We start from the raw sequence: 26,387 nt of genomic DNA on the forward strand, positions 1-26,387 counted from the left end.
TACAGATCCTACAACCCATGGTTTTCGAACTTCCGGATAATCTCTCGGAAGGGAGAGCTCGTGTACGTGGACCCATCGGGCAAAGAGCAGCGCATGACGCGGCTGCCCGATGGATAATTCAGGATCGGCGATGCGGCCTCTCCCGAGCGCGTGCGGTTCGACTGCGTAGTCTGCGGGAAGGCTTCTCACGCCGTCCTTTCTGGAGGAGACTTCTACCGGACCTTCACTCCATGAGTGTGCGTGCGCTTTCACGGCCCAGAAATGTGGAGCACGCCCACCTTCTTCTTAGAATCGAAGACTCGACGAGAGACCACACCTTCCAGACGGACCATGCCTATTTCGTTGCTCATCCACACCTTGCCCTTCATGAGATGACCGCCGAAAGCCCTGTGTTCGGTGTCCGCGACAGTCGCATGGATGTGTATCCTAGGATCGCCTTCGATCGCGACAGATCCCTGAAGAGCCAGAAGCTCATGCGGCTCATGAAAGGATTTCCTGAGATAGTTCCCCCGGTCGAAGTATCCGAGCTCGAAATCTGAGATCATCCCAAGGCCAGTGACCAACAGCAGGGTGGACCGCTCTCCTTTGACCGCTTCTTCGACTGAACCAATTACATCTTCGCCGTGTTCGAGCTTCAGCATCAGATAGGAATCCGTCTTCGCGATCTCCATGTGAACCGCCTGCCCACCTATCGCAGGATACGGCAATTAGCCTTGTCCCGTTCTTCGAGACCGAAAAGGACATCATGAACGATTGCTTACCAACAATTGCAGACGACCATGAAACCGGAAGAGAGACTGAAGGCGTGGCACGGTGAGGATTGGCACACTCCAAGGGGCAGGCGGATCCGTGACATCGTCTACGCGATAGACACTGGTTTGATTACCACAGTAGCCTTCCTGGCTGGAGTATCCGCTCTGGTTGACACCAATGAGAAGATAGTCCTAGCTGGAGTTGCACAGATATCCGCAGGAGCGATGGCCATCTTCTTCGGCGCGTTCATCTCCACGAAGGCACAGAAGGACTTCTTCGAGAACCAGGTGAGACGGGAGAAACAAGAGATCGAGCACATGCCTAAGAAGTAGACACAGGAGATACGCGAAATATTCGAGGGGTATGGATTCGACGCCGATGAGCAGGAAGCAGCTGTGAACAGGATCACGAAGGACAAAGACCTCTGGTTGAAGTTCATGGTCCAGGAGGAGATCGGGATATCACCGGGGCAGATAGACAACCCCCTGAGCATCGGTGCCATATCCTCGGGCTCGTTCCTCGTAGGAGCGGTTCCTGCAATACTTCCTTTCTTCATCCTCCATGATGCCGGCATTGCATTGGTGGTCAGCGCTCTGTCGATCCTGGCATTCCTTTTCGTCCTCGGGGTTTGGAAGACCAAACTGACGAAAGTGCCCTGGCTGCTGAGCAGTCTAGAAACGCTCGCCATCGGTGGCCTCTCGTGCGGCCTTGGGTTCCTTTTGGGGAGGATCATCCAGACGCTGATCGGCTGAGTCGGTCAGGCGCTCTCGAAGACTTCCTTGATGCGCTCCATCGCCCAGTCTATCTCGTCCTTCGTGATGACGAGGGGCGGGGTGAACCTGATGGTCTTCTCGTGCGTATCCTTGGCCAGGACGCCCTTCTCCATCAACTTCTCGCAGAGCGGCCTGACGGTCTCCTTCTGTCCTAGATAGAACTCCACACCGATGAGCAAGCCCTTGGCTCTGATCGCCTTGATCTTCTTCGATTTGATCTCCTTGAGTCTCTTCACGAAGTAGGCTCCCATCTCAATCGACCTGTCCGCGAGTTTCTCGTCTACAAGTACGTTCAGGGATTCCTCAGCGATGGCAGCGGCCAAGGGATTCCCGCCAAATGTGCTGCCGTGGCTGCCGGGCGTGAACACGCTCATGATCTCTCTCGATGACAAGCAAGCCGAGACTGGATACAGGCCGCCGCCCAGGGCTTTTCCCACCATGAGAACGTCCGGCTTGATGCCCTCGTGCTCGAACGCGAACATCCGTCCGGTCCTTGCGAACCCAGTCTGGATTTCGTCTATCATGAGGAGAATGCCCTTCTCAGAGCATATCTTCCTGAGCTCCTTCAGGTAGCCAGGTGATGGAATATTGATCCCCGCCTCCCCCTGGATAGGCTCGACCAATATCCCAATGGTCTTCGGGTTGATAGCTTTCTTGAAAGCGGGTATGTCATCATAGGGAATGGTAACGAAACCTGGCGTGAAAGGCCCGAACCCCTTCTTCGAATCAGGGTCGCTGGAGAAGCTGATGATGGTGGTGGTCCTTCCATGGAAGTTGTTCTCACAGACTATGATCTCCCCCTCGCTTTCAGGGATGCCTTTCTTCTGGTGAGCGTACCTCCTCGCAAGCTTTATCGAAGTCTCCACGGCTTCGGCGCCTGTGTTCATTGGCAGCGCCATCTCCATGCCGGATACCTCACACAGCTTCTTCAAGAAAGGTCCCATCCTGTCATTGGAGAAGGCTCTGGAGGTGAGCGAAACTTTCTTCATCTGGTCAATCGCCGCCTTCACTATCCTATCGTTCAGGTGTCCTTGGTTAATCGCGGAGTATGAGCTGAGCATGTCGATGTACTTCTTGCCCTCGACATCCCAGACCCAAACGCCCTTCGCCTTCGAGATGACGACTGGCAACGGGTGGTAGTTGTGGGCACCGTAGGTCTGTTCGAGTTCAATGTAGTCTGTGGCTTTCATGTTGACATCCTTCCGACCGCTCGTTTGATCTCGAGCAGTGACAAGCTCGGAATGTCATCAACTCTTAAAACAATTCTCCGGGACCCCGGGAAGAGTAACGTCTAAGGCTGCCTAGCCATCCTTGTCCAACACCAACAACGCAATCCCAATCAGGAGGCCCCAGAGGAGTATGCTCAAGACGGCAAGCGTCTCAGAGAGCGGGTTTCCGCCCACCGGGAGCATTGCCAGCCCGAACATGAACACCATCAGCGTGACCAAGTATCCGAATCTGCCGAGAGAGTTCGACCGACATAGAGAGTAAGCAACTACCCCGAGGGTGACCAGCATAGTCAAGAAGAACCCGTAGGAGACGACGCCGTGGATGTCCCCGGCATCCTCTGTGAAGATCCCGATGCTGATCAGGAACAGTCCGGCGATCGCCATCAATAGAGTGCAGACTATGGGCGACCGGCCATTTCCCAGGACTGGACTGAGACCAAACACCGCGAAGGGTATGAAAAGTGCTCCAGCTATGATGACTCCTGCATTGAACGCCCACGCCCCATCGCTCACACCAAGGTCGCTCAGGTAGTTCTTGCCAAAAACGTAGCCAGAGTCAAGTGACATCGCGATTGAATAGAGGGCGACGAACGAAATGATAGCCGCCAGGCCACAAACGATGCCAACCTTCTGAGACAAGGGCTTCATCACGTCGGATGATGACATTACATTTGCACAAGCCTTCAGAGCAGACTATCAGGGTCAGAGCCGGAAGTCCTGCTGAGCGGCCTTCACAATACCGTAGACTGGTTTTGGAATGTCTGGCATCGGCTCGGCAACGTCCACCAGGGGCGGCCTCGGAATGTGATATACCTTCTGCGGGAAATCGACATCCTCGGAGAACAGTCTCCCATACGACCACATCATCAGGGAGACGACGGCCACGAAATACGCAGTGACGACCATGAGCGAGAACTGCCACATGTAGGTCCAGCTGAAGACTATCAAGAGGACTGAGAGGACCGCTCCGAATATGAGTCCGGAGACGAGGTCGACGATTGTCTCCTTGTTGCTCGTTCCAACGCCTATGTTGGAATAGTTCACATGCCGGGCAATCTCCGCAATCTCCAAGCGCACCTCGACGAACACGCCACCCGCGAGAACTAGCCCCGCGAGAGCCACGAGCACATGGACGAATGACTGAGTCATCAGAGAGGCGATGCACACTCCGACGAATGCCGCCAAGAGGATCGCCGTCATCCTAGCGCCCTTGAACATAGGCAAGTTCGAAGGCATGACGGCCTTCCCGAGCGTCCTTGAAATCACTGCCCCAGAGAACTGGAGCGACTTCGGGACTAGCTTGGTCAAACCGTTTGCGAACTTCGCCGAGTGCTTCACCAGTGGAGGTGTGATGGCACTCATCACGAAGCAGAAGGTGCCGGCGAAGGGATTCAGCTGAGCGCCCATGGTGGCTCCTTGAACCTTGCTTCCGACGCTGGCGTACAGGATCGACTCGATGCCCCTCCCGCTCATGCTCGTCCCGATGGTCGTCGAAGCCTTGGCTGAGAACCCGAGGAAGTACGATATCGAGGACATCACGAATGCCTCGTAAACCAGCACCAACGGCACTGCAAGTACCACCATCCAGAGCACATTCCCGAACATCGCGGGGTCTATCATCATCCCGAAGGACGTGAAGAATATCGCAACGAAGACGTCCTTGAACGATTCCAGCTTCGACTGAATCCTGGCAGAGACCTTGCTTTCGGCGAGTATCATCCCTATGAAGAAGGCGCCGATGATGGGTGGCACATTCATCACGGCCGCGACGCCAGAGGTCAGGAAGACGATTCCGAGTGCGAACAGTATGAAGAGTTCATCGTTCTCGATCTTGTTGAAGAACTTCACGACTCTCGGTACGGCGTACATCGCTATCCAAACAAAGAACACGTAGAACGCAACGATGCTGATAAGGAGCTGGCCATAGCCCATCGGATTCGCAGAAGGCTGTACGATCATGCCACTTGCGACTGCGAGTATGACCATCGCAATGAAGGTCTCGACGACGACCAAGCCGATGAGGAACTCCACTTCTGGGCTTGACATCCTCTTCAGGTCGAATAGCACCTTCATGGCGATGCTGGTGCTGCTCATCGCGATCACGCCCGCCAGGAATATCGAGTCTATCAGCGGCCATCCTAGGTAAGATGCGAATATGAATCCGACGAAGAGCCCGACACTCGTGTCGATCACGGCCAGTATTATTGCCGGTGTGCGTGTCTTCTTAAGCTTCGTGAACGAGAACTCAAGACCTACGAAGAACATCAACATCACGAGGCCGACGTAGGAAAGCAGCTCGATGATGGTCGTGTCCGTGATCAGGCCATGGTATTCGAACCCAAGTATCTCGAGGCTCATCTTGGGACCGATGAACGCACCTATGATGATGTATCCTATCATGACTGATTGGTTGAGTTTTCCCGCCAGCGTCGCCGCTATGAACGCGAGGAGCATTATCGAGCCAAGCTGGAGGAGCAGTTCAGCCTCGTTCATCATCTTGCCTGCACATCCTTGCGGCTGGAGATGATGCCCTCTGACTCACGAAGAATCAGCCTGCATCCCATCTGGGCCGCTAATTGACCCGGACCGTACTTATAGTTTTTCGACAGGAGAACCGAGCCAGATGTCGGGACGATCTAGTAGCTACGCTACTAGGCGGAAACGGCCGGTGGGAAGAGTATCAAGAGCACGATGTAGACGATGTACAACGAGCCGGAGGCCAACATGACGCGATAGCTGATGCCGTTTTTCCGCCGGATGGAGAAGAACAGCCACGCGGAAGCAGCGAGGGCGATGAGTATGCTTGCGATGTTGATCGGCTCGAGCTTCCACTGGGTGAAGAGAAGTCCGATGCTCAGAGGTATGCTGCTCTGGAAGACCATGGCGCCCGTGATGTTCCCGAACCCAAGGGTATCCTTCTTGCGCAGGTACCAGGAGACGCTGTTGAACTTCTCAGGGAGCTCAGTGGCGATGGGCGCGATGAGGAACGCGAGGATGATGGGAGGCACACCGACTGCCTCGGATACATTCTCGACCTCGTTGACGAACATCTTGGCTCCGATTATGATGCCTAGCAGCGCTGCAGCGACCTGGAGTGCGATAAGGAAGAATCCCAGACGCCCGTGCTCAGGCACCTTGCAGACTCGACACATGTAGAGCGCGGGACAGGAGTTCTCTCCCTCCTCAGTTCCGTCCTTCAAGGTCTTGCGAAGGTAGATGACATATGCCGCCAGGAGTGCTACTGCAAAGCCATAGTTGATGTACCCATTGTCGAAGAAGGTCTGCATGCTCAGAAGGCCGGTGACAAGCGCCACGCAGTACATCACCATGAAGTACTTCATGTCTCGCTCCGCATGATCCTTGCGTAGTACTAAATAGCCCTTCCTTGTGCCCCTCTTGAATCCGATCCAGATGGCGACGCCGCCGACGAACATAGCTAGCGTGCCCAACATGAAAGGTGCGCCCAGAATCGCACCCTGGCCGATTTCCTCGCTCTGCTCAGCCGTGCCTAGGAATATCGCTATCAAGGGGACTATCGTCTCAGGCATCGCCGTCCCGACGGCTGCCAACACGCTCCCGGTGGCCGTCTCTGCGAGACCTAGCTTCATGCCGAGCACTTCGATGCCGTTCGTGAAGATCTCGCAGCTTACAATGATGATGGCCAGTGCAGCTAGCAGCAGCGCAAGAACTTCGAGGTGGACCACGGGTGAAGCACCCGACCAGCCAACAAGCGTGTCCTACTTGAATGATTCCAAAGGACTGCTTTGATGGCATGAAGAAAGAGGCTCCCGCCCATTTGGCCATTGGACAACTGGCCCGAGGCGGGAGAGCCATGCAATGAATATGATCGGACATGCACAGAAAGAACGTCCAGGTTTGCGTGATGAACGAGAAGGATAAGGTGCTGGCTGATGTCCGGTTCCCCTCGAGCTCTGGGGAGATTGACGGGTTCCCAAACTAAGGTCTGGAATCTGCTGGTGAATGCTGCTGGAGGCGAGATGGTGCATCCGGCCCAAGGTCCAGACTGGTTTCCCGGAATCCCAGTCGCTGTATCCCGCCCTATGCTATGCCATCGATCTGAGCGGTTCGGGCAGAGATGGGCATGTTATAACTAGAGGATTGCCAATCTCCATTCCGATTCCAACGAGGGTCAGATGGCAACAGATGCACATTGGCACGCAATCAGTATCGATGATGTGGAGAAGACCCTTATCACCGATGTCGACAACGGCCTGTCTAAGGTTGAGGCTCAAGCTAGGCTCGAGAGGTATGGCCCTAATGTATTGGTGACGGAGAAGAAGGCTTCACCGCTGCGAATACTACTCAAGCAGTTTTCGAATATCTTGATTCTGATCCTAATTGTTGCGACAGCTCTTTCCGCCATGATGGATGAATTGATCGACGCAATTGTGATACTAGTCATAATCGTGTTCGTTGTAGTGCTCGGCTTTCTCCAGGAGTACAGGGCCGAGAGAACTCTTGACGCCCTGAAGAGGATGCTCAGTCAGACATGCACAGTAAGAAGGGAGGGAAGTGATTCTGAACTATCGGTCAGCGAGCTTGTCCCGGGCGACCTCGTGGCCCTGAAAGCAGGCGACAAGGTGCCTGCCGATATGAGAGTCACAATTGCAGTCGACCTGCGCTTAGATGAAGCCTCCTTGACGGGCGAATCGGTTCCCGTTGTCAAGACGCTCGACGTCCTCTCGAGGGACATGCAGGTTGCGGACAGGACAAACATGGTTTTCACCGGGACCACAATCGTGCATGGTCGAGGCAGGGCCTTGGTGGTCGCAACTGGGATGAACACTGAATTCGGCAAGATAGCTGAAGCGCTCAAGAGCGTTGTCAGTGAGAAAACGCCTCTCGAACGGAGGATGAGCGAGATTGGGAGGACCATCAGCGTGTTGGTTCTAGCAATCATCGTGATAGTCGTGTCTGTCGAGCTCGTGGAGGAGTATTTCATATACGGTCATATCGACCCCGCGCTCATCGTCAAGGTTCTGCTATTCGGCATTGCATTGGCAGTCGCCGCGGTCCCTGAGGCGCTCCCCGCGGTCGTGACAGCCAACCTCGCTTTAGGGATGCGTATGATGGCGAAAAACAACGCCCTTATCAGAAAGATGCATGCCGTAGAGACCCTCGGTTGCACGCAAATCATCTGCTCAGACAAGACTGGCACATTGACGAAGGGGGAGATGACCATCAGGCGAGCATATCTCGGTGGGAGTTACTTTGACGTTTCGGGCGCCGGGTACGAGTTGCGTGGAGACGTGTCCATCGATGGGATGCCGCTAGATGATGGCAGTCGCCTCTCGTGTGTGAGATTGGCAATCGCGGCCGCGAGATGCAACGATGCTCGCCTGGAGGAGGTGAATGACAAGGTGGTGGTGAGAGGCGATCCGACCGAGGGCGCGCTGATAGTGTTCGCCGAGAAGCTCGGACTTCGGCGGAACGAGATGAACGATGCATATCGGCGCATCTCGGAGGTGCCGTTCAGCTCAGAGCGGAAGCTCATGACTGTCATCGATTCGACTCCTGAGAACACTCTCTTGGTGAGCATGAAAGGCGCTCCGGAAATGGTGCTTAGATGCTGCACGCGGACATATGCAAGCGGGTCCGAAATCGAGCTGTCCGAGACCGAGGCGAAGCAGATAGTGCAGGCCAACGACGAAATGGCCGCGCGCGGGCTCCGAGTCCTTGCCATCGCAGACAAGCGATTGCCGCAGACAACGTCTCTTGCCAACATGGCATCTGTCGAGAAGGATTTCACGTTTCTCGGCCTGGTGGGAATGATAGACCCTCCGAGACCCGAAGTCAAGGAAGCCATTCAGGTGGTTCACAGTGTTGGTATGAAGACAATCATGATCACTGGCGACCACAAGCTGACGGCGATGGCGATCGCGAAGGAGCTGGGAATAAACGATCCGGACGATATGGCCCTCACGGGAGAGGAACTGGAACGCATTGGCGAAAAGGAATTCGAGAGGATCGTTGAGAAGGTCACCGTCTACGCCCGTGTGTCCCCCTCCCACAAGCTCAGGATAGTCAAGGCCTGGCAGAAAAAGGGTTGCGTTGTTGCGATGACAGGCGATGGGGTGAACGACGCGCCTGCGTTGAAGAGTGCCGACATTGGCATCTCGATGGGTATCACAGGTACTGACGTCACCAAAGAGGCCTCGGACATGGTTCTGGCGGACGACAACTTCGCGACGATCGTGAAGGCGGTTGAGAAAGGTCGGTGGATCTATGACAACATCAAGAAGTACCTCGCGTTCCTCCTCCAGGCAAACCTTGCCGAGATTGCGGTCCTCACCATATGCGCGCTTTTCGTGTTGCGTCTCGCCGGTTTCGAGGGCGATGAAATCCTCCCATTGCTCCCAGTGCATATCCTTTACATCAATCTGGCCACAGATGGTCTTCCAGCCATCGCTCTGAGCTTCAGCCCGCCCGACCCCGACCTTATGCAGCGTCCTCCGCGCAAGAAGAACGAATCGGTCTTCACGAAGGACGTGAAGCTGTTTCTAGTCAGGGCACTGCTTGTCGAGACGCCAATCCTGATCTTCGCGTTCGTCAGCGCACTGCCTGAGGGCATCGATTCAGCGAGGACGAGACTGTTCCTCACATTCGTCTTTGTCGAACTGGCCATGGCCCTCAATTGCCGGTCGCTCAGGTTCACGTTGGCCAGGGCAAGACCCCACAAATGGCTGCTGTTGGCAGTTGCTTGGGAGGCGTTGCTGATAGTGATCATACTAGCAATTGCCCCTGCGAGGGCTGCTCTCCACCTAACTCTCCCGACTCTTGACGACGTCGCATGGATAGTCGTTGGGATGTCGGCCACGTTCATCGTAGTCGAGGCAATGAAGCGCTACGTCGTCCTCGACAGCGAGATGTCGGACAGCGGCAGAGGGAATTGCATACGTGATTCGTAGGATGCGGTGCTCGGCCCCTCGACGGAGACGGGGGATTCTTCGACAAATCTCTCGATCTCGGAAGGTCGCTCGAAGCCTTCGCGACGGAAGGCCCGGACGACGCATCTCGAGGGCGAGGGGTTCGCTGGAGGTGCCTGGCCGACCAAAGACCAAACGAGTCTCCTGGAGGAATGATACCTTGAGAGCCCGCCATGCGACCGGGCCGCATGGGATGTGATCACGACTTGATTAACGGAACTACGCAAGAGAGCATTATCGGGCATGAAAGTGGGCCCTGAAGCCAAAAAGGTGAGGAGTTGGAGCTGCTCTTCTGCTGCTTCCTTTTTGTCCATCGCCGCGAGGGAGGTACTATCAGTCGGACTTGGGGTCCAGCGTGAGCACAGGACACAGAGACAAATGCATCAACATGATTTCACCGGAAACATCCCACATCTAGCATGGCCTCTCCGCATGGCCGACCCTAGATGTCAAGTCCTGATGTCGATTGGTTCGACGAGGCCCACGGTCCGCATCCATATGAGACGACCGTCAATCGTCGTGTCACCAATGTTCAAATCGCTGCAATCTCAGCATTGTCACCAGAGAAAGAACAAAGAGGATGTTCGATGCTGCCATGAGCGTGGATCTGTGCGGGACGGATCCCGAGTCAATTAGGAAGGCGGGAACCGTAGTCAGAAACGGCGGTCTTGTGGCGTTCCCCACGGAGACCGTATATGGACTTGGAGCTGATGCCCTGAACCCAATTGCGGTTGCGCGAATCTTCGAGGCAAAAAACAGGCCGACATTCGACCCGCTGATCGTGCACTTATGTTCCATGGCAGACGTGAAAAGGCTCTGCACTGGGATCGACAGGCGGGCGACGGAGCTGATCAAGGCTTTCTGGCCTGGGCCACTAACGCTGGTGCTCCCCAAGTCGTCAGCCGTTCCGGGGATAGTCACCGCTGGCCTCCCCACTGTGGCTGTCAGGATGCCATCCCATCCTGTTGCTCTAGCGCTAATAAGGGAGTCGAGGACTCCAATCGCCGCCCCCAGCGCGAACATGTTCGGACGGCTTAGCCCGACCTCTGCGTCCCACGTGGCAGAGCAACTGGGGAGCCGAATCGATCTGATAGTGGACGGTGGGAGGTGCCCGCTCGGGATAGAGTCGACCATCGTAGACCTATCGGGAGACCGCGCTAGCATATGTCGCCTCGGCAGCTTGCCAGTCGAGGATATCGAGAAGGTCATAGGCAGGGTGCGAATAACAAAGCCATCGGCGACAAGGCCGCGGGCACCCGGTCAACTGCCCCGACACTATTCGCCCGAGACTCCAATAAGGCTTGTTGTGTCGACACGCCTGGAAAGGGAATTCAAGGGCAAGAAAGGAGTCGGCTATCTCTCGTTCAAACGTCCCCAGAAGGAATTGCCCTACAAGGCTGTCGAAGTTCTTTCGCCCACGGGAGACCTGCGTGAGGCGGCTGCTAATCTGTTCGCCTGCCTTCACAGGCTTGACGAAGCTGGAGTGGACATCATTCTCGCCGAACCGGTTCCGGAAGTGGGACTGGGCAGGGCAATAATGGACCGGCTCAGAAAGGCGAGCGGTAAAGGAACCCTACAACGTCGTTGCTGACCGGACACGGTACAGGGGGGATTGTTTGCGGTAACGTCAACGAGAAGGATGTCCGCCAATAGGGCGGCGTGTGCGAGGATCCGGATTATGGCCCGGAACATGCTGGTGAGTAAAAGTGGATGCTTCACTTATCGGTACAGAATGAATGAGCCTCGAACTCCGTTTCCTTGCCAGCAAGAAATGCTTTCGCCATTCCATCCCCTTGTTCTTCTTTCCCCCCGCACCCGCTATGCACGACGACGCGTTCCTGTGCGATGCTAGGCGTGGTAGGCCGTCACCCACATTGGCCGCGCAGGGCGGGGCTAGTCCGCGCCTTGGGCGCGCCCAGTTTGAACTGGTTCGCCTTCTCCCCATCCCACGGCAAGAGGCTATCCTATCCCTGGAGTCAAGGACACACTAATCAATCTGGCTTGACTCTCAGGAGAGGCCATATCGTGCCGACGTTCATCCCTTTCCAGGATGTCGCCTTTCAGGGGTTTCTACAGAACACAGAGTCCACAAGGATTAAGTACACACAAAAGCTGATTTCGCGGTGATGCTCGGGCTCTTCAAGTGGAGCGGGTTCAAGACCCATTGGCACCTAAGGGTGCTGTACATCTCCACCTTCCTTCTTCGGACGGCTTTCGGCGCGCTTCTCCTGCTCATCGCGATGTATGTCCCGACCTCAGCCGCTGTCGACGTGGGATTGGATCCAGGGATTACCCAGCAGTCCCGGGAGGATTTCGCCACACTGTTGAACGTCGCTATCATAGCAGTTCCATATCCCCTCGCCGAGATGGTCACTGCCAACTACTTCGGGATCCTGAGCGACAGGGTCGGGAGGAAGCCAGTGATTGTAGCAGGGACCGCCTTGGCAGCAGTCATAGTCGGTCTGTACACTCTCTCGAATAATGTCTGGTATCTGGCGTTCATGCACGGGATACACGGAATTGGAGCGGCAGCGACCGTCGCTCCTGCCATCGCCATGATCGCCGATCATGCGAACTCGTGCGACCGCGGGAGACAGATGGGGTGGTTCGACTACTCCACCTTCCTAGGATACATCCTAGGTGCGGTCGTGGGCGGTTTCATGATTGATCTCACCGGTGCAAGGATCGGTTTCGTAATAATCACGGCCTTGCTCATTGAGTCCGCGGCGATGCTCTACGCGCTGGTGAAATCAGAGAGGCCCATCGTGAGAAGCCAGCACTTTGGCGGTCTTGCTGAACTGAAGCGTGTGTTCAAGGTGCGCGAGGTCCGCCTCATGTTCCCGATCTGGCTCATCATCGCGATCCTTTTGGGGCTCGCGATAACCTATCTCCCAAGGATAATGCTCAGTGAGGATGTCAGCGGATCGACCATTGGGATAATGTTCGCAGCCGCGGGGGTCGCCCTCGGACTGCTGCAACCGTTCTGGGGGAAGGTATCCGACATAGTCGGCAGAATCCCGGTCATGGCCTATGGAGTCTTCAGCATATTTGGCATAGTGGTCATGCTCGTCTTCTTCCCGGATGCGGCCTTCGATATCACCGACGAAGGCGTCGATTTCAAGCTGCTCGGGATGATACCACTGGCAATCATGGGCCTAGGCGCGGGAGCGTTCGTCCCCGCAGCTCTTGCGCTCATGGCAGACACATCTGACGTGGAATGCTACGGAGCCACCATGGGACTGTACTCGTTCGCGCTCGGGTTCGGAGCATTCATCGCAGAGGGGATGGGCCTAGGGATAATCATCGCCAGCAGAGGTGAGAGCGCTCCGACTTGGCTGCTCTATTTCGCAGCAGCCCTGATAGGTCTCGCCGTAGTATTGATGGTGTCCTTCTTCATGACAACTATCATAAAGAAGTGCCTGGTGAAGGCCCGAGATGAGGGCCCATGATAGAGGTTGACGGCTCACACGGTGAGGGCGGAGGACAGATACTCCGCACATCCATCGCCTTGTCATCCGTCCTCAACGAGCCAGTGAAGATCATTAACATCCGAGCGAAGAGGTCGACCCCGGGGCTCGCGCCATCGCATGTTACGAGCATCGAGGCCGTGGCCCAGATCGCAGACGCGGAAGTCGATGGACTCTACCACAGGTCCAAAGAGATAATGTTCAAACCTGGGCAGCTTACGGGCGGGGATTATGAATTCGATGTTGGCACCGCAGGAAGCGTCTCACTGGTGGTCCAGAGCTGCTTGTTGCCGGCGATCCTATCCAAATCGCGGACAGGGCTGACGGTCACGGGAGGGACGGATGTAAGGTGGTCTCCACCAATCGATTTCATGAGACTTGTGCATCTCCCCATGCTGCAGAAGTTCGGGCCGACCTTCGACATCGATACATCTGCTCGCGGGTTCTATCCAGAAGGCGGAGGGAAGGTAAGAGTTGAGATATTCCCGGCCACAAAGTTGAGCCCGGCCGTGCTGAACTCTCAAGGCAAGGTAATGTCAATCGAAGGCATCGCATATGCCCAGAACCTACCGGAGCACGTCGTCTCCAGAATGAAACACTCCGCCCTCAAGCGACTCCTGGATTTCAGAGAAGTGAGGATCGAATCTGACCTTAGAAAGGGCCGCAGCACTGGCGCGGGAATCGTGGTATCGGCAAGTTGCGCGAACACTGTGTTGGGCGCATCGGCATTAGGGGCCAAAGGGGTCAAGTCTGAAGTGCTGGGAGAGGATTGCGCGGCTGACCTTCTCGAAACCATCGGGTCCGGCGCGACAGTCGATGAGCATATGCTGGACCAGATACTGCCATACATGGCACTTGCAGGGGCTGGCTCCATAGTGCTCACTGAAGAGCTGACCGATCACGCAAGGACCAACATATGGGTCATCGAGAGATTCCTTGGAAAGAAGTTCGATGTGACACAGAAGGACGGCCTCACGGAGATAAGGACCATCTAGCCGTACATGCTTGGTCTAATGGGTCTCTTCTCACCACTCTGGGTAGTCGTCTGCTTCTGGATCTCCCTTATATGCTCCTCGATCCTCTGAGCCTCCTCGAAAAGAGGCTTTGCGTCAAAGTCTATCCCAAGGAGGAGATCGTCTATGGCCTCGAGGACCAGGGCGGCGGCCTTTGCATCGGGGAAGTCAGGATGGGCCTCGGCCAGAAGGGTAATCACATCGAAATCCCTCTTCCTACCCTCGTTCAGCAGGATGCCAGCGACTCCTGATATCACGCCCTCCTCAAAGGACTGGATACCATGCTGCTTCAGCATCTCGCGTCCCCTAACCGAACTCGCGATGCCGAAGACGACGTCAGAGATATCGGCGCTATCCCTGAGCTCGGGATCCACAACGAGCCCCTCCGGCGAGACAATCATCTTGCATTTCTGAGCTATTGCCCAATCAACGATCGCATTGGAGATCGGCCTTATGAGGTTCGGGGGGGCCTGGAACTCAGATATGAAAGCCACTATCCGGTCCCCGCTCTTCTCCTTCTTCCCCGCGTATATGCGCACTGGGCTGAGAGGGATCGCATCGCGTATGAGAGACACTGTCGGGAAATGGACCGAATCCATGATGCCTATGTGCTCCATCTCCAAGACCTTGATCAGGTAGTTTGCTGCAATGGAACTGACAAGGCCGACGCTGGGGAAACCATCTATGATGGTTGCGCCCCTGAGGTCGACCCGCTTGAACTCGTAGATCTTGATGTCGTTCCTGTCCATCAGCTGCCCAAATGCTATAGTCCACTAATAAGACTTCGGGGACGGCATCGCTTCAACAGTTTCGACATGGTACGCTACATGAACGAAATCCCTGTGCGGCTCTTTCTGGAACCGTAGGTTGAACCTGAGACAACGATTGACTGACTCTGACATCGGCCGGCTGGGTCTGAGCAGCCTAGAATCACACCTGTTCGTAGCCGCCAATCGAAACGGGCAGGTCATGGGAAGGCGATTGAGCACGCATGACCGTCCCTCATCAGCATTCCCCCAGGGCTAGTTTGTTTTTGGCACTGACGGAACCGTTCCGAAAACTTCTTACCCATATTGGTCATGTTTGTCTTCGGTTGCCGTGAGAATCATCATCAACTGCGCCATGTCCGCGGACGGGAAGATAGCCCTCAGGACGCGGAAGCGAACGCACATCTCCTCTGATGAGGACAAGAGGAGAGTCCACAAGCTAAGAAACCAAGCGGACGCCATCTTGGTCGGCATCGAAACCGTCATTGCCGACGACCCGAAACTGACCATCAACGCCAAGTATGTCAGAAACCCGATGAACCCCATCAGGGTAGTCCTCGATTCGAATGGACGAACGCCTCGGAAGGCATTGGTGCTGAACGGTGTGGCAAGGACGATCATTGTCACGAACGAGAAATGCGACAAGGACTTCCCCAATGCCGAGACCATCAGGTGCGGCAAGGAAGAGATCGAACTGAAGAAGCTCATGAAGATCCTCAGCAAGAAGGGAATTGAAACACTGCTGGTCGAAGGGGGGTCCAGGGTGATATGGTCGTTCCTGGATTCCAGGATCGCAGATGAGGTGAACATATTCATCGGCAGCATCGTGATCGGAGGAGAGAAGGCCCCGACAGCTGCGGGAGGAGCCGGAGCTCCGGACGAGAGGTCCATAGTCGCGCTTCGTCTGAAGAGCGTCAAGGCCTTTGGCGGAGGAGTTCTTCTCACGTATGAGGTGATCAAGTGACCGACCCCGTCACCACTCCGAGGTTCGTCGCGGACCACATGCTCGGCTCACTTGCCAGATGGCTCCGGATGATTGGCTATGACACGATCTACGACAAGGGGCTGGATGACAAGCGCATGGCGGAGCTGGCAAGGACCGAGAACAGATTCTTACTGACGAGGGACAAGGAACTGGCGAAAGAGCCAGGGGCATTGCTCCTGGAGCAGGACGACTTGGATTCTCAGCTGAAGGCCACGGGAGCGAAGTTCGGTCTGAAGTACAACGAAGACCTGATCAGGTGCTCCACATGCAACGGAGACCTCCTGCAGCTTCCAAAGGAGGAGGCGAAGGCGGTTGTACCTGAGGGAGCATATGCGGGAAACGACAAATTCTGGAAGTGCTCGAAGTGCGGCAAGGTCTTCTGGAAAGGTTCGCACTGGCTAGGCATTATGGACCGGCTGAAGAAGCTCAGCCTAACTTAGTCTCAGGCGTCTGCTTCTCGCCGCGGAAGTGCTCGCTGATTATCTTCCCGCTGGATGAGTTGACGATCATCGCGCCGCCTTTCCCCTCGACACACCACACCGGAAGGTACACGAGTCCCTTGGGTTCGATAACCATCGTGTCCTTCTGAGACCTCTTCCTCTCGATGATCTCCGAGTGGCCGAAATCTCTGACGGTCTCCGTATGGGACTTGTACTCCTTTGCCACCAGGTCCTGAGCGAGCTCCTTGGCCTTCTCGTAGTCGATCTTCGGCTCACGCTTCGAATACGAGAGATCGATAGTATCTACGAGCTCGAAGCCCCATCTCCAAGTCTCGACATGGCTGGTGAGCGCATTCACGGCGGCTATGCCGGCCTTCTGCTTACCGTTCTCGAGGTTGAGCACGAAGTGGAAAAGATAGTGCGGTACGAGTTCAAGATCGAACTTGTGGCCTTGGATCTCGTGTCTCGCGATGTGCTTCACATCCTCGAGGGTGATGTTTGGCTTGACGATGCGCTCCGACCTCTCCTCTGTGCTCTCGAGGATTACGGGGATTGACTGTTCCGGCGGCTCGGCTAGCTTCTGCGGGAGATCGTCGGAGATGACCTCATCTATGAGGCTCTTGCCCTTGTGGTCGCTGATGGTCTCTAGCTGAAGATTGCCAATCTCGTGCTCGATCTCCTCCCTGCCCCAGTAGTTGACGCCGTTCTTCTGGAGGTATGATTGGATGCCTTCGTCTATCTTCCCAAGAGATGCGACCACCTTTCGTCCGGGGAAGTCTGAGATGTTCCGGACGAAGTCCTCGACGTCTTCAGTCAGCATGTCGCTTGCAGCCATGACCACCACCGAAATGTCCTCGCGGCTCCCGTATAGGTACCCGTCCCTCTCCTCCACGAAGAAGTCCCGGGACTTCAGTATCTTGAGCATGTAATCCTTCAGAGTGGCCAAGCCGGTCCCCGACCCAGATGGCCAGAGCGGAATAAAAGGCTTCTGAGCTGGTGGGGTTCGTTGTCAGAAAGATAGATAGGGCACGTTGACCGTTATTCTGAGTCGGGTTGAACCTGTGCGAGCAAGGCTCTGGATACCTATCGCCATGTTCGTCGCTGGGGTGGCGTTAATCGCAACTGCAGTGGCTACGGGTGAGTCCAATGTGTCGCTAGTCATCGTCTTTCCCGTATTCTCTGGCTCCAGCCTTACTTTCCTGCTTGCGACATTGCTCATCATCTCGAGCTTCATAGTTGGATTCGTCTTAATGGCGATGGACCACGAATGGACGGAGGAACGAGTAGAAGCAGCATCGGAAGGGGTGAGGAGCAGCGCGCCGGTATCAAGGACCGAGTACGGAGGCGTGGTTCTCCTTGGACCGATCCCCATAGCCTTTGGCTCCAACAAGAGAGTGGCACTGATCATGCTGGTGGTCGGAGTCATCCTCGCAATCGTTGTGCTGGTAATACTACTCGCCTACGGCTAGAAGTCTGCGCGCGGCTGTCTCCAATGGCACGCTGTTCGATAGCGCCAGATCCCTGATCTCGGCTACCATCTGGACGTAGACCGAGAAATCCAAGTCGTGTCTTCGGACCGCCCGCCCCAAGGCCTGCTCGAATGTCTCCTTGCGCTGCTGAATCTCAAGCGCTTCTCTGAGGATATCCAGCTGCGACGAGTCCATCGATCACGCCTTCTTGTGCGCCTCGCATATGTCGATGAACGCCTGGAACATCTCGTACCCGTTGTCGGTGTTCTCGACCTCGGGATGGAATTGTAGGCCGTAGAGAGGTTTGGTCTTGTGCTTCATGGCCTGGATCTGGCAGTTGTCAGAATGAGCGAGCGCCACGAAATCTGGCGGCAGCTGGGTGACCTCATCATTGTGCGATTCCCAAGCCACGAACTCCGTCGGCAGGCCCTTGAACATGTCGTCCTCATCGTCCACGGTCACCATCATCTTGCCGAACTCAGGCACCTTCGAAGGACCGGCCTTTCCACCCAGGTGGGTCGCCATGAATTGATGCCCGGCACAGATTCCAAGAATGGGGACACCTGCCTTGTCGATGTATTCCCCGCACTTGCCCATCTTCTCCTGGTCGAGACCGACCCTGGGGGCTCCGCCCGACAGGACTAGGCCGTCCCCCTGGATCTTGTCGAGAGGTGTGCTGTTTGGCACAATCTCACACTCGACGTTGAGATCCCTCAGCACCCTCCATTCCCTGTGGGTCCACTGACCTCCGTTGTCAACGACCAGGATACGCATGATGAGGGGAACGGCCGGGGGATATAAATCATCTGCTGAATGGCCGGGGAGCGACGTCGAACATCAGTCGAACATGACGGAGCCAGCATCCCCGCTTTTCCTTATGAACATATATAAAGACAGGCTAGGAGCGCAGCGAGGATTCTGAAATACTTTCTTCGGAGGGCTCGGCCTTCTGACTTCACTCCCACTCTATTGTCGCCGGGGGTTTGTTGGTTATGTCGTAGACCACCCTGTTGACCTTATCCTTCATGCTATTGACGATCCTGCCGGAGATCGTCTCGAGCACTTCGTGAGGCATCTTCGAGTAGACAGCAGTCATGGCATCTACGGAATCAACTGCCCTCACAGCGATAGTGTAACCGTACGCCCTGATGTCGCCTTGGACTCCGACGCTCTTGACCGGCAAGAGCACAGCGAAGTACTGCCAGGGCAGCTTCATCTTACCCGCCGCGGAGGCCTTCTCGATCTCCTCCTCGACGATGGCACACGCTTCCCGAACGATTGCCACGGATTCGCGCGTCGGTTCGCCCATCACCCTGATTGCGAGAGCGGGTCCCGGAAACGGCTGCTTCTCTGCAACTTCGATCTTCAGCGCACGGCCGACCTTCCGCACCTCGTCCTTGTAGAGGTCCCTCAGCGGCTCGACGAGTTTTAAGTTCATGTCCTTGGGAAGCCCGCCCACGTTGTGGTGAGACTTGATCGTGTCCCTCAGACCACCACCGCTCTCGATCCAGTCGGGGGCAATGGTTCCTTGGACCAGGTACTCTGTCCCGAACTTCTTCGCCTCGCGCTCGAATATCCTGATGAACTTCTCGCCGATAATCTTCCGCTTCGTCTCCGGTTCGATGACTCCCTTCAAGGCCGCAAAGTACTCATCGCTCGCATCGACCACTATATGGTTCACGCCGAGATGCCTGAGCATCTTGTCGACTGACTCCGTCTCGCCCTTCCTCATGAAGCCCGTGTCGACATAGACCGCAAGCAGTCTCTCTCCAAGGGCTTCGCCGACCAGCGCGGCGCACACGGTACTATCGACTCCGCCGGAAGCCGCGATTATCGCCTTTCCGCTGACATCATTCTTGAGCTTCTTGACCTGCTGTTCAATGAACTTCTCTGCGTTGAACATCTAGATCTCAACTTCCTTCGAATCCTGCAAGACGTTGTCTTTCAGCTTCTGCCTGTACTTGACGAGGGAAGCCATCACCTTCTCGTCCTTGAGCGCGAGAATTTCAGCTGCCAGCAGTGCGGCGTTGTCCCCACGGTCAAGGCCGACGCCAGCAACGGGTATCCCGGGAGGCATCTGGACTACAGACAGGATCGAATCGAGGTTCACTGCCCCACTTACCGGTACTCCGATGACTGGCTTGAGCGTCCTGGCAGCAATGACGCCAGGGAGCGCCGCCGACAGGCCAGCGATCGCGATGAAGACCTCAGCATCAGCCTCCGAAACGAGCTTGTCCACCAGCTCTGGCGTCCTGTGCGCGCTGGCGATGCTGACCTTGTACTTCACGCCGAGCTCCTTGAGGATGCTGACTGCCTTCTCGGCCACCTTCAGGTCGCTCTTGCTGCCTAGAACAATCTGGACGCTCATCAGAAAAGGTAGAAGGATAGTTTGTAGAAAAATGTTTGCTAGCTGATCAGGACTTCATGATGGCGACCAAGAAGACCCCGATCGCCGCGAGAGCGCCCAGGACTCCAGCGAGGATGAACAGGAACGCGTCCCATATCACCTTCGACAGGTCGACGTCTATGATGTCGACGCTATCCATGCCCATGACGACCCACAGTATGCCTGCGACAAGGCCGATCACCAGCAACGCAACGCCGATCATCCTGCTCTTTCCGCTGCCGAAGTACGCTGTGAATATGCCCGCCAAGAGCATGAACAGTGCGAACACTAGTATCAGTACTGTCAAGAACTCCATCAGATCCATTTAGTTCACCACTCGAGATTGATGTTTCAGAACTTGATTCCCGTCAGGGTCTTCGTGTCTATCACGCCAGGTATAGAGCGAACCTTGTCAACAACGACCTGGCCCAGGAGGTTGAAATCCTCGGCCTCGATCTTCGCAATCAGGTCATACTCCCCGAAGAGAGGGTGCAGCTCCACTACCTCTTTCACCTTGAGGAGCTCGTTGTAGACCTCATGCTCTTTTGCCGGCGCTGTGCTTATGAGTATAAAACCAACGGCCATCTGGTCTTCACCTTTGAGGAATAAAGGAATCACCCGTCATAAAGCTTTCGGGATGCGGAGGAGCCTCGACCACAATGCTGGAAAAATGACTCCGGCGATTGGCCCGAGCGTCAGACGCACTTCCTGCGGGCAGATCTCCTCTGGACCATGTCCCACGTGGGCAGGATGCTCTGCGCGCCTTCTCCTTCGACGATGAAGGACGCGGTCGATGCACCCACCCAAGCGCACTCCTCAATGGACAAGGACCTGCTCATCCCGGCGTAGAAGCCAGCCCTGAACCCGTCCCCCGCCCCCGTAGTGTCGACCACTCTGTCGGGCTGGATCGTCCCGACCAGCACATCATCGTCCTCGGTCAAGATCCTGCTGCCCTCTCCGCCCCTCGTGTTGATGAGCATCTTGACATACGAAAGAAGCTCGATGTCCTCCTTGAGGTTGAGATAGGACTTCGCGCGTTCGAGCTCTGACGTGTTCACGAAGAGTATGTCGCAGTATTCAAGCATGGGCTTGAAGGTCTCACTTGTGTACACGTAGTGCAGCTCCTGAGCAGGGTCGAATGACACCGTCTTCTTCTTCTTGCGCGCGTGCTTGGCGATCTTGAGGGCGTAACCTGGCCTTCCGGTCCCGATATGAACGAACTTGGCACTGTCCACAGAGTGCGTCCTGACTGGGAGCCTGTCCTGTTCCCTCATAGCTCCCTGGTCAACGAAACCGATCTGGTTGTGGTCCTTGTCTGAGATCATGATGATGAACGGCGTGCGAAAACCCCGGACCTTCACCACGTCGGTCGTGTCTACGCCGCTCTTCCGAAGGGCGACCATGAACTCCTTGGGCAAGTCGTCCCCAACATGGCTTGATAGCGCCGTCTTGACATCGAGCGTCGAGGCGATCCTTGCCATGTTCGCTCCTGTCCCGCCGAAGTGTTCCTGCCTGCCCTTCATCTCGACGCATGTGTTCGGCTGCGGGAACTCATCCGACTTGTATATGATGTCGATAGCCGTGTGACCGTAGACTCCCAAGAAATTGCTGCTGCGCATGTTCCCCCTCGTATTCCCGCCACCGTATCAACTGGTAGCCACTTCAAAATTAGCATGCAGAACATTGTAAGGCCCGACAAGGAGTAGTACTTAGGTCTCCCTAATGGCCAGACGCCGAGAAAGCAGGGCGAGACAGAGGGGTAATCAGGTTCCCTCTTTCCAGCTCCTCACATAGATCTGTTGCTCTTTGGAGAGCTTGTCGATCTTGATCCCCATCGTTTCTAGCTTCAGCTTCGCGACAAAATCGTCCAGATGGTCAGGAACGTCGTATACTTCGGGCTCCAGTGACTGCGCGCTGAAGTCCAGGTATTCGAGACAGAGGGCTTGGATGGCGAAGCTCATGTCCATGATCTCGACCGGGTGCCCCTGACCTGCGGCGAGGTTCACGAGCCTGCCATCGGCCAGAAGGTAGACCTTCCTTCCGTTCTTCAGTTGGTACTCCTCGACGGACTCTCTGACCTTCCTGTGCTTCTTGGAGAGTCTCTCCAGAGCGGCCTTGGATATCTCGTTGTCGAAATGACCTGAGTTTGCGAGAACGCAGCCGTCCTTCATGACCTTGATGTCGCTCGCGGTAACGACGTCCTTACAGCCCGTCGCCGAAACGACGAAGTCCGCGTCCTTGACCGCCTCGGACATAGGCATGACCGCGAAACCGTCCAGCTTCGCCTCGATCGCCCTGATGGGGTCCACTTCGGTTATTGTCACATCGGCGCCCATCCCCTTCGCGCGCATGGCGATGCCTCTGCCGCACCAACCGTAGCCTGCGATGACGAAGTTCTTGCCAGCGATCACGAGGTTCGTAGAATTCATGATGCCGTCCATCGTGGACTGGCCAGTGCCGTACCTGTTGTCGAAAAGGTACTTCATGTAGGCGTCGTTGACGGACATCACGGGGAACTTGAGCGCCCCGTCCTGAGCCATCGCCCTCAGCCTCATTATCCCGGTCGTGGTCTCCTCGTTGGCCCCCTTGACCTTGCTCAGGAGCTCCTTCCTATTGGTATGCAGTAGGAATATCAGATCGGCCCCGTCGTCAATGACGTAGTCAGGCCTCATGTCGAGCACTTTGTTCAGTGAGTCGTAGTAGTCCTTTGTGTTCTGGCCCTTCTTCGCGTACGTCTCGAGTCCGTAGTGCTTGTTCAGGGCCAGTGCGACGGAATCATCAGTCGACAACGGGTTGCAGCTCGTGAGCCGCACCTCGCCCCCGGCTTCCATGATCGTCAATGCCAGTACGGCGGTCTTGGCCTCCGTGTGGAGAGCCATGCCGACCTTCAGGCCGTCGAAGACCTTCTCCTTGACCATCCTGTCCCGGATCCTGCCCGTGACCTTCATGTGGGTCCTCGCCCACTCGATCCTGTTTATGCCCTTCTCGAGCAACTCGTCCTTTGCCATGCTACCGGACGACTAATCGAGGGATGCCCTAATAACAGTTGTTCCGCGACAGCGGCTGGTCCGTCGAACAACATTCAGCGCGCCAGGAATCTTGCCAGATTCTTGGACATCTGGGACGTGATCTTCTTGAGATTCTCGTCTCTCTCGTACGACGACAGCGCGAGCTTCTGGGCCTTCGGGTCGTCTGAGAGGTCCTCGACGTTGCGGATGAGCTCTGGAATCGCCCGTGTGACCTCGTCCACGATCGTTACCGTCGCATTTCTGGCGGTCCTAGACATTGCGTTCAGATCGATGGCTATCGTCTTTTTCTTCATCTTCGCGAGAGCTTCAGCGCGGTCCCCGTCCTCCAGCGGGATCAATACGACGTCGGCCGAGTGGATGCCCTCCCTCGTGCAGAGGCCGCGCATGCTCTCGAGCCCCGGGATAGAGGCGTCTGGAAGAAAGCCGAGAACATCCCGCGCGCCGTTCTTCTCAAGGATCTTCTGTATTCTCGAGACCCGCTGATCGGTCCTGTGGAAGAGCCCGACCTCTATCCTTGCATCAACAGCATGTGACAGGTGCACGACTTCCTTCGGGCAGAGGGCTGCCACGTTGCCATTCACGGATATCACCGGCCTCCTCGCCCTGAGAAGCATAGCCGCGGCGGCCCTCGAAGCGACCCGCGACTCCTTCGTCGTCTTCTCGCCGAGGAGGTAATCGAACATCTCCCCTCTTCCGTGCGCGATGAGCCCCTGAGGGACGACATAGCCCTCCCTGAATCCCTCGACCAACTTCTCTCGGAGGATGAGCGACTCGTACCTCGGATGCGACCTCGGAATGTCGGTCATGTTACCGCCTAGCATGGATGTCCTGTGCTATGTGCACCCCACTGCTTCCCCTGGAGAGTGACCAAACCTTAAATACCTTGAGCAAAACATTATATATAAGATTGAAGATAGACCGAGGGACACAAACTTTAAATATCATTTGGTGAGCCCGTTGCGTCTTCTCGGAGTGGTACAGGATATTTCGCACGACGGGAAGCTCATCGTGAAAGCACGGTTCGCACCTAGGATGAAAGAGATCGTTAGGGACAATTTGAAGAGGGAGGTCGGAAGGGTCTCGAAGATTTTCGGACCGGTTCGATCACCTTACGTCGCAATTGAACCGCAGAGACAACTGAAGACCCTTGCTGCGCTCGGCAAGGAGGTCTACGTCCAACAGGAGAGGGACAATGGCAAAAGTAAGAGAAGAGACTGAACAGGTCGAAAGATGCCCTGAGTGTAACAGCTCTCACCTAGTGAGAGACTACGAACGAGGAGAACTTGTGTGCGAGGACTGCGGAATAGTCCTCGATGACCAGCTCATAGATCAGGGGCCCGAATGGAGGGCATTCGATGTCGAGCAGGGGGAGAAGAGGGCCAGAACCGGCGCTCCGATGACCTACACAATACACGACAAGGGTCTGTCGACAGAGATCTCTTGGAAGAACAAGGACTCGTACGGGAAGAGCATCCCTACGAGGAACAGGGCTCAACTCTACAGGCTGAGGAAGTGGCAGCGCAGGATACGTGTGTCGAACGCGACCGAGAGGAACCTTGCGTTCGCGCTGAGCGAGCTTGACAGGATGGCCTCTTCTATGGGCCTGCCGAGGAACGTCAGGGAGACCGCGGCCATGACCTACAGGAAGGCCGTGAACAAGAACCTGATCAGAGGCAGGAGCATCGAGGGCGTCGTCGCCGCATCGCTCTACGCCGCATGCAGACAGTGCAATGTCCCGAGGACATTGGACGAGGTCGCGAACTCCTCGAGGGTCGGCAGGAAGGAGATCGGCAGGACCTACAGGTTCATGACCCGCGAGCTCAAGCTCAAGCTGATGCCGACGAAGCCTCAGGACTACATCTCGAGGTTCTGCTCGGAACTCAAACTGTCCGGTGAGGTCCAGTCGAAGGCCGCTGAGATCCTGAAGGACGCGGCCAAGAAGGAACTCACATCAGGAAGGGGTCCGACCGGGGTGGCTGCGGCTGCGATCTACATCTCGTCCATCCTGTGCAACGAGCGCAGGACGCAGAGAGAGGTCGCGGACATAGCGGGCGTGACAGAGGTCACCATCAGGAACCGCTACAAAGAGCTCACGGATAAGCTGGGCATCGAGGTCCAGCTCTGACCTAGACGTGGTCTGGTATCCGCAGAAGGAGGCGCTGGCTGCTCCTCCTCAAAACATCTTCCCGCTTCTTATTCCAACCAAAGAAGCATTCTAGCTAAGGCCACCATCGCGATGAAGAAGATCTCGGACGCGACCACATAGGCGAGAATCCTCTGGCCAAGGGTTGTCAACGGAGCCTCGAACTTCCGAGGTTTATCTGGAGCCTTGTCGTGCATCACATACGCTTGAGGATACTGACCCGATCCAGATATCGACGACACCCTCTCACCAGTCAAAATAGGGATTAGAAGACTATTCTACGCTTCGCTAGGAATCACCATAACGGAGCGATAGGCACGGCGACTGTAGAAAGGACACATTTTTATGGCGATGGACCATTTGCCAAACAGAGGGAAATTCCTTGATCAAGATAGGGATCAACGGCTTCGGAAGGATTGGGAGGAACGCCTACAGGGCAGCGCTCGAGCACAGTGGGTTTGGCAAGGATTTTGAAATAGTCGCTGTGAACGATATCGCGCCGATCGATTCGCTCGCATACATGCTGAAGTGGGATTCGGTATACGGAAAGCTGGCTAAAGAGGTCAAGGTCGAGGGAACTTCGATCAACGTCGGTGGGAGGAAGCTCGAGATCACACAGGTCAAAGACCCTGGGGAGATACCCTGGAGAAAGCTAGGCGTCGATGTCGTGGTCGAATCCACAGGCCTGTTCACGGAGAAGGACAAGGCTGCGAAGCATCTCGCGGCAGGAGCGAGGAAGGTCCTCATCTCGGCTCCCGGCAAGGATGTCGATGTCACTCTCGTCCTTGGCGTCAACATGGAGATGTACGACAAGGCGAAGCACAGTGTCATCTCGATGGCGTCATGCACGACCGGCAGCCTGGCACCTCCAGCAAAGGTCCTCAACGACAACTTCGGGATAGAGAAGGGCATGATGACGACAGTCCATGCTTACACCGGAGACCAGAAGCTGATCGATATGCCGCACAAGGACTTCAGACGAGGCA

Annotated in this window: 28 protein-coding genes; 12 read left to right on the forward strand and 16 right to left on the reverse strand. The window is 55.9% G+C overall.

Annotated elements, in window-relative coordinates:
* Positions 1-248: 248 nt before the first annotated feature.
* Positions 249-671: a DUF296 domain-containing protein gene (locus KJ653_02875; GenBank protein ID MBU0684780.1), complete on the reverse strand. Its 423-nt coding sequence runs from the start codon at positions 669-671 to the stop codon at positions 249-251.
* 108 nt (positions 672-779) lie between these two features.
* Here KJ653_02875 and KJ653_02880 point away from each other — a divergent pair, with 108 nt between their 5' ends.
* Together KJ653_02880 and KJ653_02885 are read left to right on the forward strand one after the other, a co-directional pair.
* Positions 780-1,085: a VIT1/CCC1 transporter family protein gene (locus tag KJ653_02880; protein ID MBU0684781.1), complete on the forward strand. Its 306-nt coding sequence runs from the start codon at positions 780-782 to the stop codon at positions 1,083-1,085.
* 9 nt (positions 1,086-1,094) lie between these two features.
* Complete coding sequence (locus tag KJ653_02885) at positions 1,095-1,505, forward strand: VIT1/CCC1 transporter family protein (GenBank protein MBU0684782.1); 411 nt, start codon at positions 1,095-1,097, stop codon at positions 1,503-1,505.
* A gap of 5 nt (positions 1,506-1,510) precedes the next feature.
* On the opposite strand, the gene rocD is transcribed toward KJ653_02885, so the two are convergent.
* From rocD to KJ653_02905, 4 genes are all read right to left on the reverse strand, one after another.
* Positions 1,511-2,716: an ornithine--oxo-acid transaminase gene (gene rocD / locus KJ653_02890; protein ID MBU0684783.1), complete on the reverse strand. Its 1,206-nt coding sequence runs from the start codon at positions 2,714-2,716 to the stop codon at positions 1,511-1,513.
* 111 nt (positions 2,717-2,827) lie between these two features.
* Positions 2,828-3,394 (reverse strand): DUF998 domain-containing protein, encoded by a 567-nt coding sequence (locus KJ653_02895; GenBank protein ID MBU0684784.1) that lies wholly within the window; start codon positions 3,392-3,394, stop codon positions 2,828-2,830.
* Between the two features lie 63 nt (positions 3,395-3,457).
* Positions 3,458-5,251: a cation:proton antiporter gene (locus tag KJ653_02900; protein MBU0684785.1), complete on the reverse strand. Its 1,794-nt coding sequence runs from the start codon at positions 5,249-5,251 to the stop codon at positions 3,458-3,460.
* A gap of 155 nt (positions 5,252-5,406) precedes the next feature.
* Positions 5,407-6,459 carry a sodium:calcium antiporter gene (locus KJ653_02905; protein MBU0684786.1) on the reverse strand — a complete coding sequence of 351 codons (1,053 nt, stop codon included), beginning with the start codon at positions 6,457-6,459 and terminating at the stop codon, positions 5,407-5,409.
* A 450-nt stretch (positions 6,460-6,909) separates the two neighbouring features.
* Between KJ653_02905 and KJ653_02910 the strand changes: the two genes are divergently transcribed.
* The 4 genes from KJ653_02910 to KJ653_02925 all read left to right on the forward strand — a co-directional run bounded on the left by KJ653_02910 (position 6,910) and on the right by KJ653_02925 (position 14,164).
* Positions 6,910-9,684 carry a cation-translocating P-type ATPase gene (locus tag KJ653_02910; GenBank protein MBU0684787.1) on the forward strand — a complete coding sequence of 925 codons (2,775 nt, stop codon included), beginning with the start codon at positions 6,910-6,912 and terminating at the stop codon, positions 9,682-9,684.
* A gap of 613 nt (positions 9,685-10,297) precedes the next feature.
* Positions 10,298-11,293 carry a threonylcarbamoyl-AMP synthase gene (locus KJ653_02915; protein ID MBU0684788.1) on the forward strand — a complete coding sequence of 332 codons (996 nt, stop codon included), beginning with the start codon at positions 10,298-10,300 and terminating at the stop codon, positions 11,291-11,293.
* 535 nt (positions 11,294-11,828) lie between these two features.
* Positions 11,829-13,151 carry an MFS transporter gene (locus tag KJ653_02920; protein ID MBU0684789.1) on the forward strand — a complete coding sequence of 441 codons (1,323 nt, stop codon included), beginning with the start codon at positions 11,829-11,831 and terminating at the stop codon, positions 13,149-13,151.
* Entirely contained in the window at positions 13,148-14,164 is a 1,017-nt protein-coding gene (locus KJ653_02925) for an RNA 3'-terminal phosphate cyclase (protein ID MBU0684790.1), read from the forward strand. The genes KJ653_02920 and KJ653_02925 overlap by 4 nt, the downstream gene beginning before the upstream one ends.
* On the opposite strand, the gene KJ653_02930 is transcribed toward KJ653_02925, so the two are convergent.
* Positions 14,161-14,931 carry a PAC2 family protein gene (locus tag KJ653_02930; GenBank protein ID MBU0684791.1) on the reverse strand — a complete coding sequence of 257 codons (771 nt, stop codon included), beginning with the start codon at positions 14,929-14,931 and terminating at the stop codon, positions 14,161-14,163. The genes KJ653_02925 and KJ653_02930 overlap by 4 nt on opposite strands.
* Before the next feature lie 373 nt (positions 14,932-15,304).
* On the opposite strand from KJ653_02930, the gene KJ653_02935 reads away from it, so the two are divergent.
* Positions 15,305-15,913 carry a dihydrofolate reductase family protein gene (locus tag KJ653_02935; protein ID MBU0684792.1) on the forward strand — a complete coding sequence of 203 codons (609 nt, stop codon included), beginning with the start codon at positions 15,305-15,307 and terminating at the stop codon, positions 15,911-15,913.
* Positions 15,910-16,374 (forward strand): Mut7-C RNAse domain-containing protein, encoded by a 465-nt coding sequence (locus KJ653_02940; protein MBU0684793.1) that lies wholly within the window; start codon positions 15,910-15,912, stop codon positions 16,372-16,374. Before KJ653_02935 ends, KJ653_02940 begins: the two co-directional genes overlap by 4 nt.
* Here KJ653_02940 and KJ653_02945 read toward each other — a convergent pair.
* A complete protein-coding gene (locus KJ653_02945; protein MBU0684794.1) occupies positions 16,361-17,320 on the reverse strand; it encodes a hypothetical protein in 960 nt (319 codons plus the stop codon). The two genes, KJ653_02940 and KJ653_02945, sit on opposite strands and share 14 nt — an antisense overlap.
* A 145-nt stretch (positions 17,321-17,465) precedes the next feature.
* Between KJ653_02945 and KJ653_02950 the strand changes: the two genes are divergently transcribed.
* The gene (locus tag KJ653_02950) at positions 17,466-17,843 is read left to right on the forward strand and encodes a DUF131 domain-containing protein (protein MBU0684795.1); all 378 of its coding nucleotides are present in this window, start codon (positions 17,466-17,468) and stop codon (positions 17,841-17,843) included.
* Here KJ653_02950 and KJ653_02955 read toward each other — a convergent pair.
* The 9 genes from KJ653_02955 to KJ653_02995 all read right to left on the reverse strand — a co-directional run bounded on the left by KJ653_02955 (position 17,826) and on the right by KJ653_02995 (position 24,064).
* Positions 17,826-18,038 carry a hypothetical protein gene (locus tag KJ653_02955; protein ID MBU0684796.1) on the reverse strand — a complete coding sequence of 71 codons (213 nt, stop codon included), beginning with the start codon at positions 18,036-18,038 and terminating at the stop codon, positions 17,826-17,828. The genes KJ653_02950 and KJ653_02955 overlap by 18 nt on opposite strands.
* Before the next feature lie 3 nt (positions 18,039-18,041).
* Positions 18,042-18,617, reverse strand: a complete 576-nt coding sequence (locus KJ653_02960) for a GMP synthase subunit A (protein MBU0684797.1) — start codon at positions 18,615-18,617, stop codon at positions 18,042-18,044.
* A gap of 181 nt (positions 18,618-18,798) precedes the next feature.
* Complete coding sequence (guaA, locus tag KJ653_02965) at positions 18,799-19,746, reverse strand: glutamine-hydrolyzing GMP synthase (protein MBU0684798.1); 948 nt, start codon at positions 19,744-19,746, stop codon at positions 18,799-18,801.
* Positions 19,747-20,211: a 5-(carboxyamino)imidazole ribonucleotide mutase gene (gene purE / locus KJ653_02970; GenBank protein MBU0684799.1), complete on the reverse strand. Its 465-nt coding sequence runs from the start codon at positions 20,209-20,211 to the stop codon at positions 19,747-19,749.
* Positions 20,212-20,257: 46 nt separating this feature from the next.
* The gene (locus KJ653_02975) at positions 20,258-20,554 is read right to left on the reverse strand and encodes a hypothetical protein (protein ID MBU0684800.1); all 297 of its coding nucleotides are present in this window, start codon (positions 20,552-20,554) and stop codon (positions 20,258-20,260) included.
* A 26-nt stretch (positions 20,555-20,580) separates the two neighbouring features.
* Positions 20,581-20,814, reverse strand: coding sequence for an Lrp/AsnC ligand binding domain-containing protein (locus KJ653_02980; GenBank protein ID MBU0684801.1), 234 nt, complete (start codon positions 20,812-20,814; stop codon positions 20,581-20,583).
* 110 nt (positions 20,815-20,924) lie between these two features.
* Positions 20,925-21,848 carry a carbohydrate kinase family protein gene (locus tag KJ653_02985; protein MBU0684802.1) on the reverse strand — a complete coding sequence of 308 codons (924 nt, stop codon included), beginning with the start codon at positions 21,846-21,848 and terminating at the stop codon, positions 20,925-20,927.
* A 144-nt stretch (positions 21,849-21,992) separates the two neighbouring features.
* Positions 21,993-23,237 (reverse strand): adenosylhomocysteinase, encoded by a 1,245-nt coding sequence (locus tag KJ653_02990; protein ID MBU0684803.1) that lies wholly within the window; start codon positions 23,235-23,237, stop codon positions 21,993-21,995.
* Between the two features lie 74 nt (positions 23,238-23,311).
* Complete coding sequence (locus KJ653_02995; GenBank protein MBU0684804.1) at positions 23,312-24,064, reverse strand: phosphopantothenate/pantothenate synthetase; 753 nt, start codon at positions 24,062-24,064, stop codon at positions 23,312-23,314.
* Between the two features lie 142 nt (positions 24,065-24,206).
* Here KJ653_02995 and KJ653_03000 point away from each other — a divergent pair, with 142 nt between their 5' ends.
* The 3 genes from KJ653_03000 to KJ653_03010 form a co-directional block, all read left to right on the forward strand.
* Entirely contained in the window at positions 24,207-24,476 is a 270-nt protein-coding gene (locus tag KJ653_03000; protein MBU0684805.1) for a Gar1/Naf1 family protein, read from the forward strand.
* On the forward strand, positions 24,406-25,383 hold the full coding sequence (locus KJ653_03005) for a transcription initiation factor IIB (protein ID MBU0684806.1): 978 nt from the start codon (positions 24,406-24,408) through the stop codon (positions 25,381-25,383). Before KJ653_03000 ends, KJ653_03005 begins: the two co-directional genes overlap by 71 nt.
* A 400-nt stretch (positions 25,384-25,783) precedes the next feature.
* Positions 25,784-26,387 (forward strand): type I glyceraldehyde-3-phosphate dehydrogenase (locus tag KJ653_03010; GenBank protein MBU0684807.1); only part of this gene is annotated, 604 nt, incomplete at its 3' end.

The organism is Candidatus Thermoplasmatota archaeon (assembly GCA_018814355.1).
Taxonomy (GTDB): Archaea; Thermoplasmatota; Thermoplasmata; order UBA10834; family UBA10834; genus COMBO-56-21.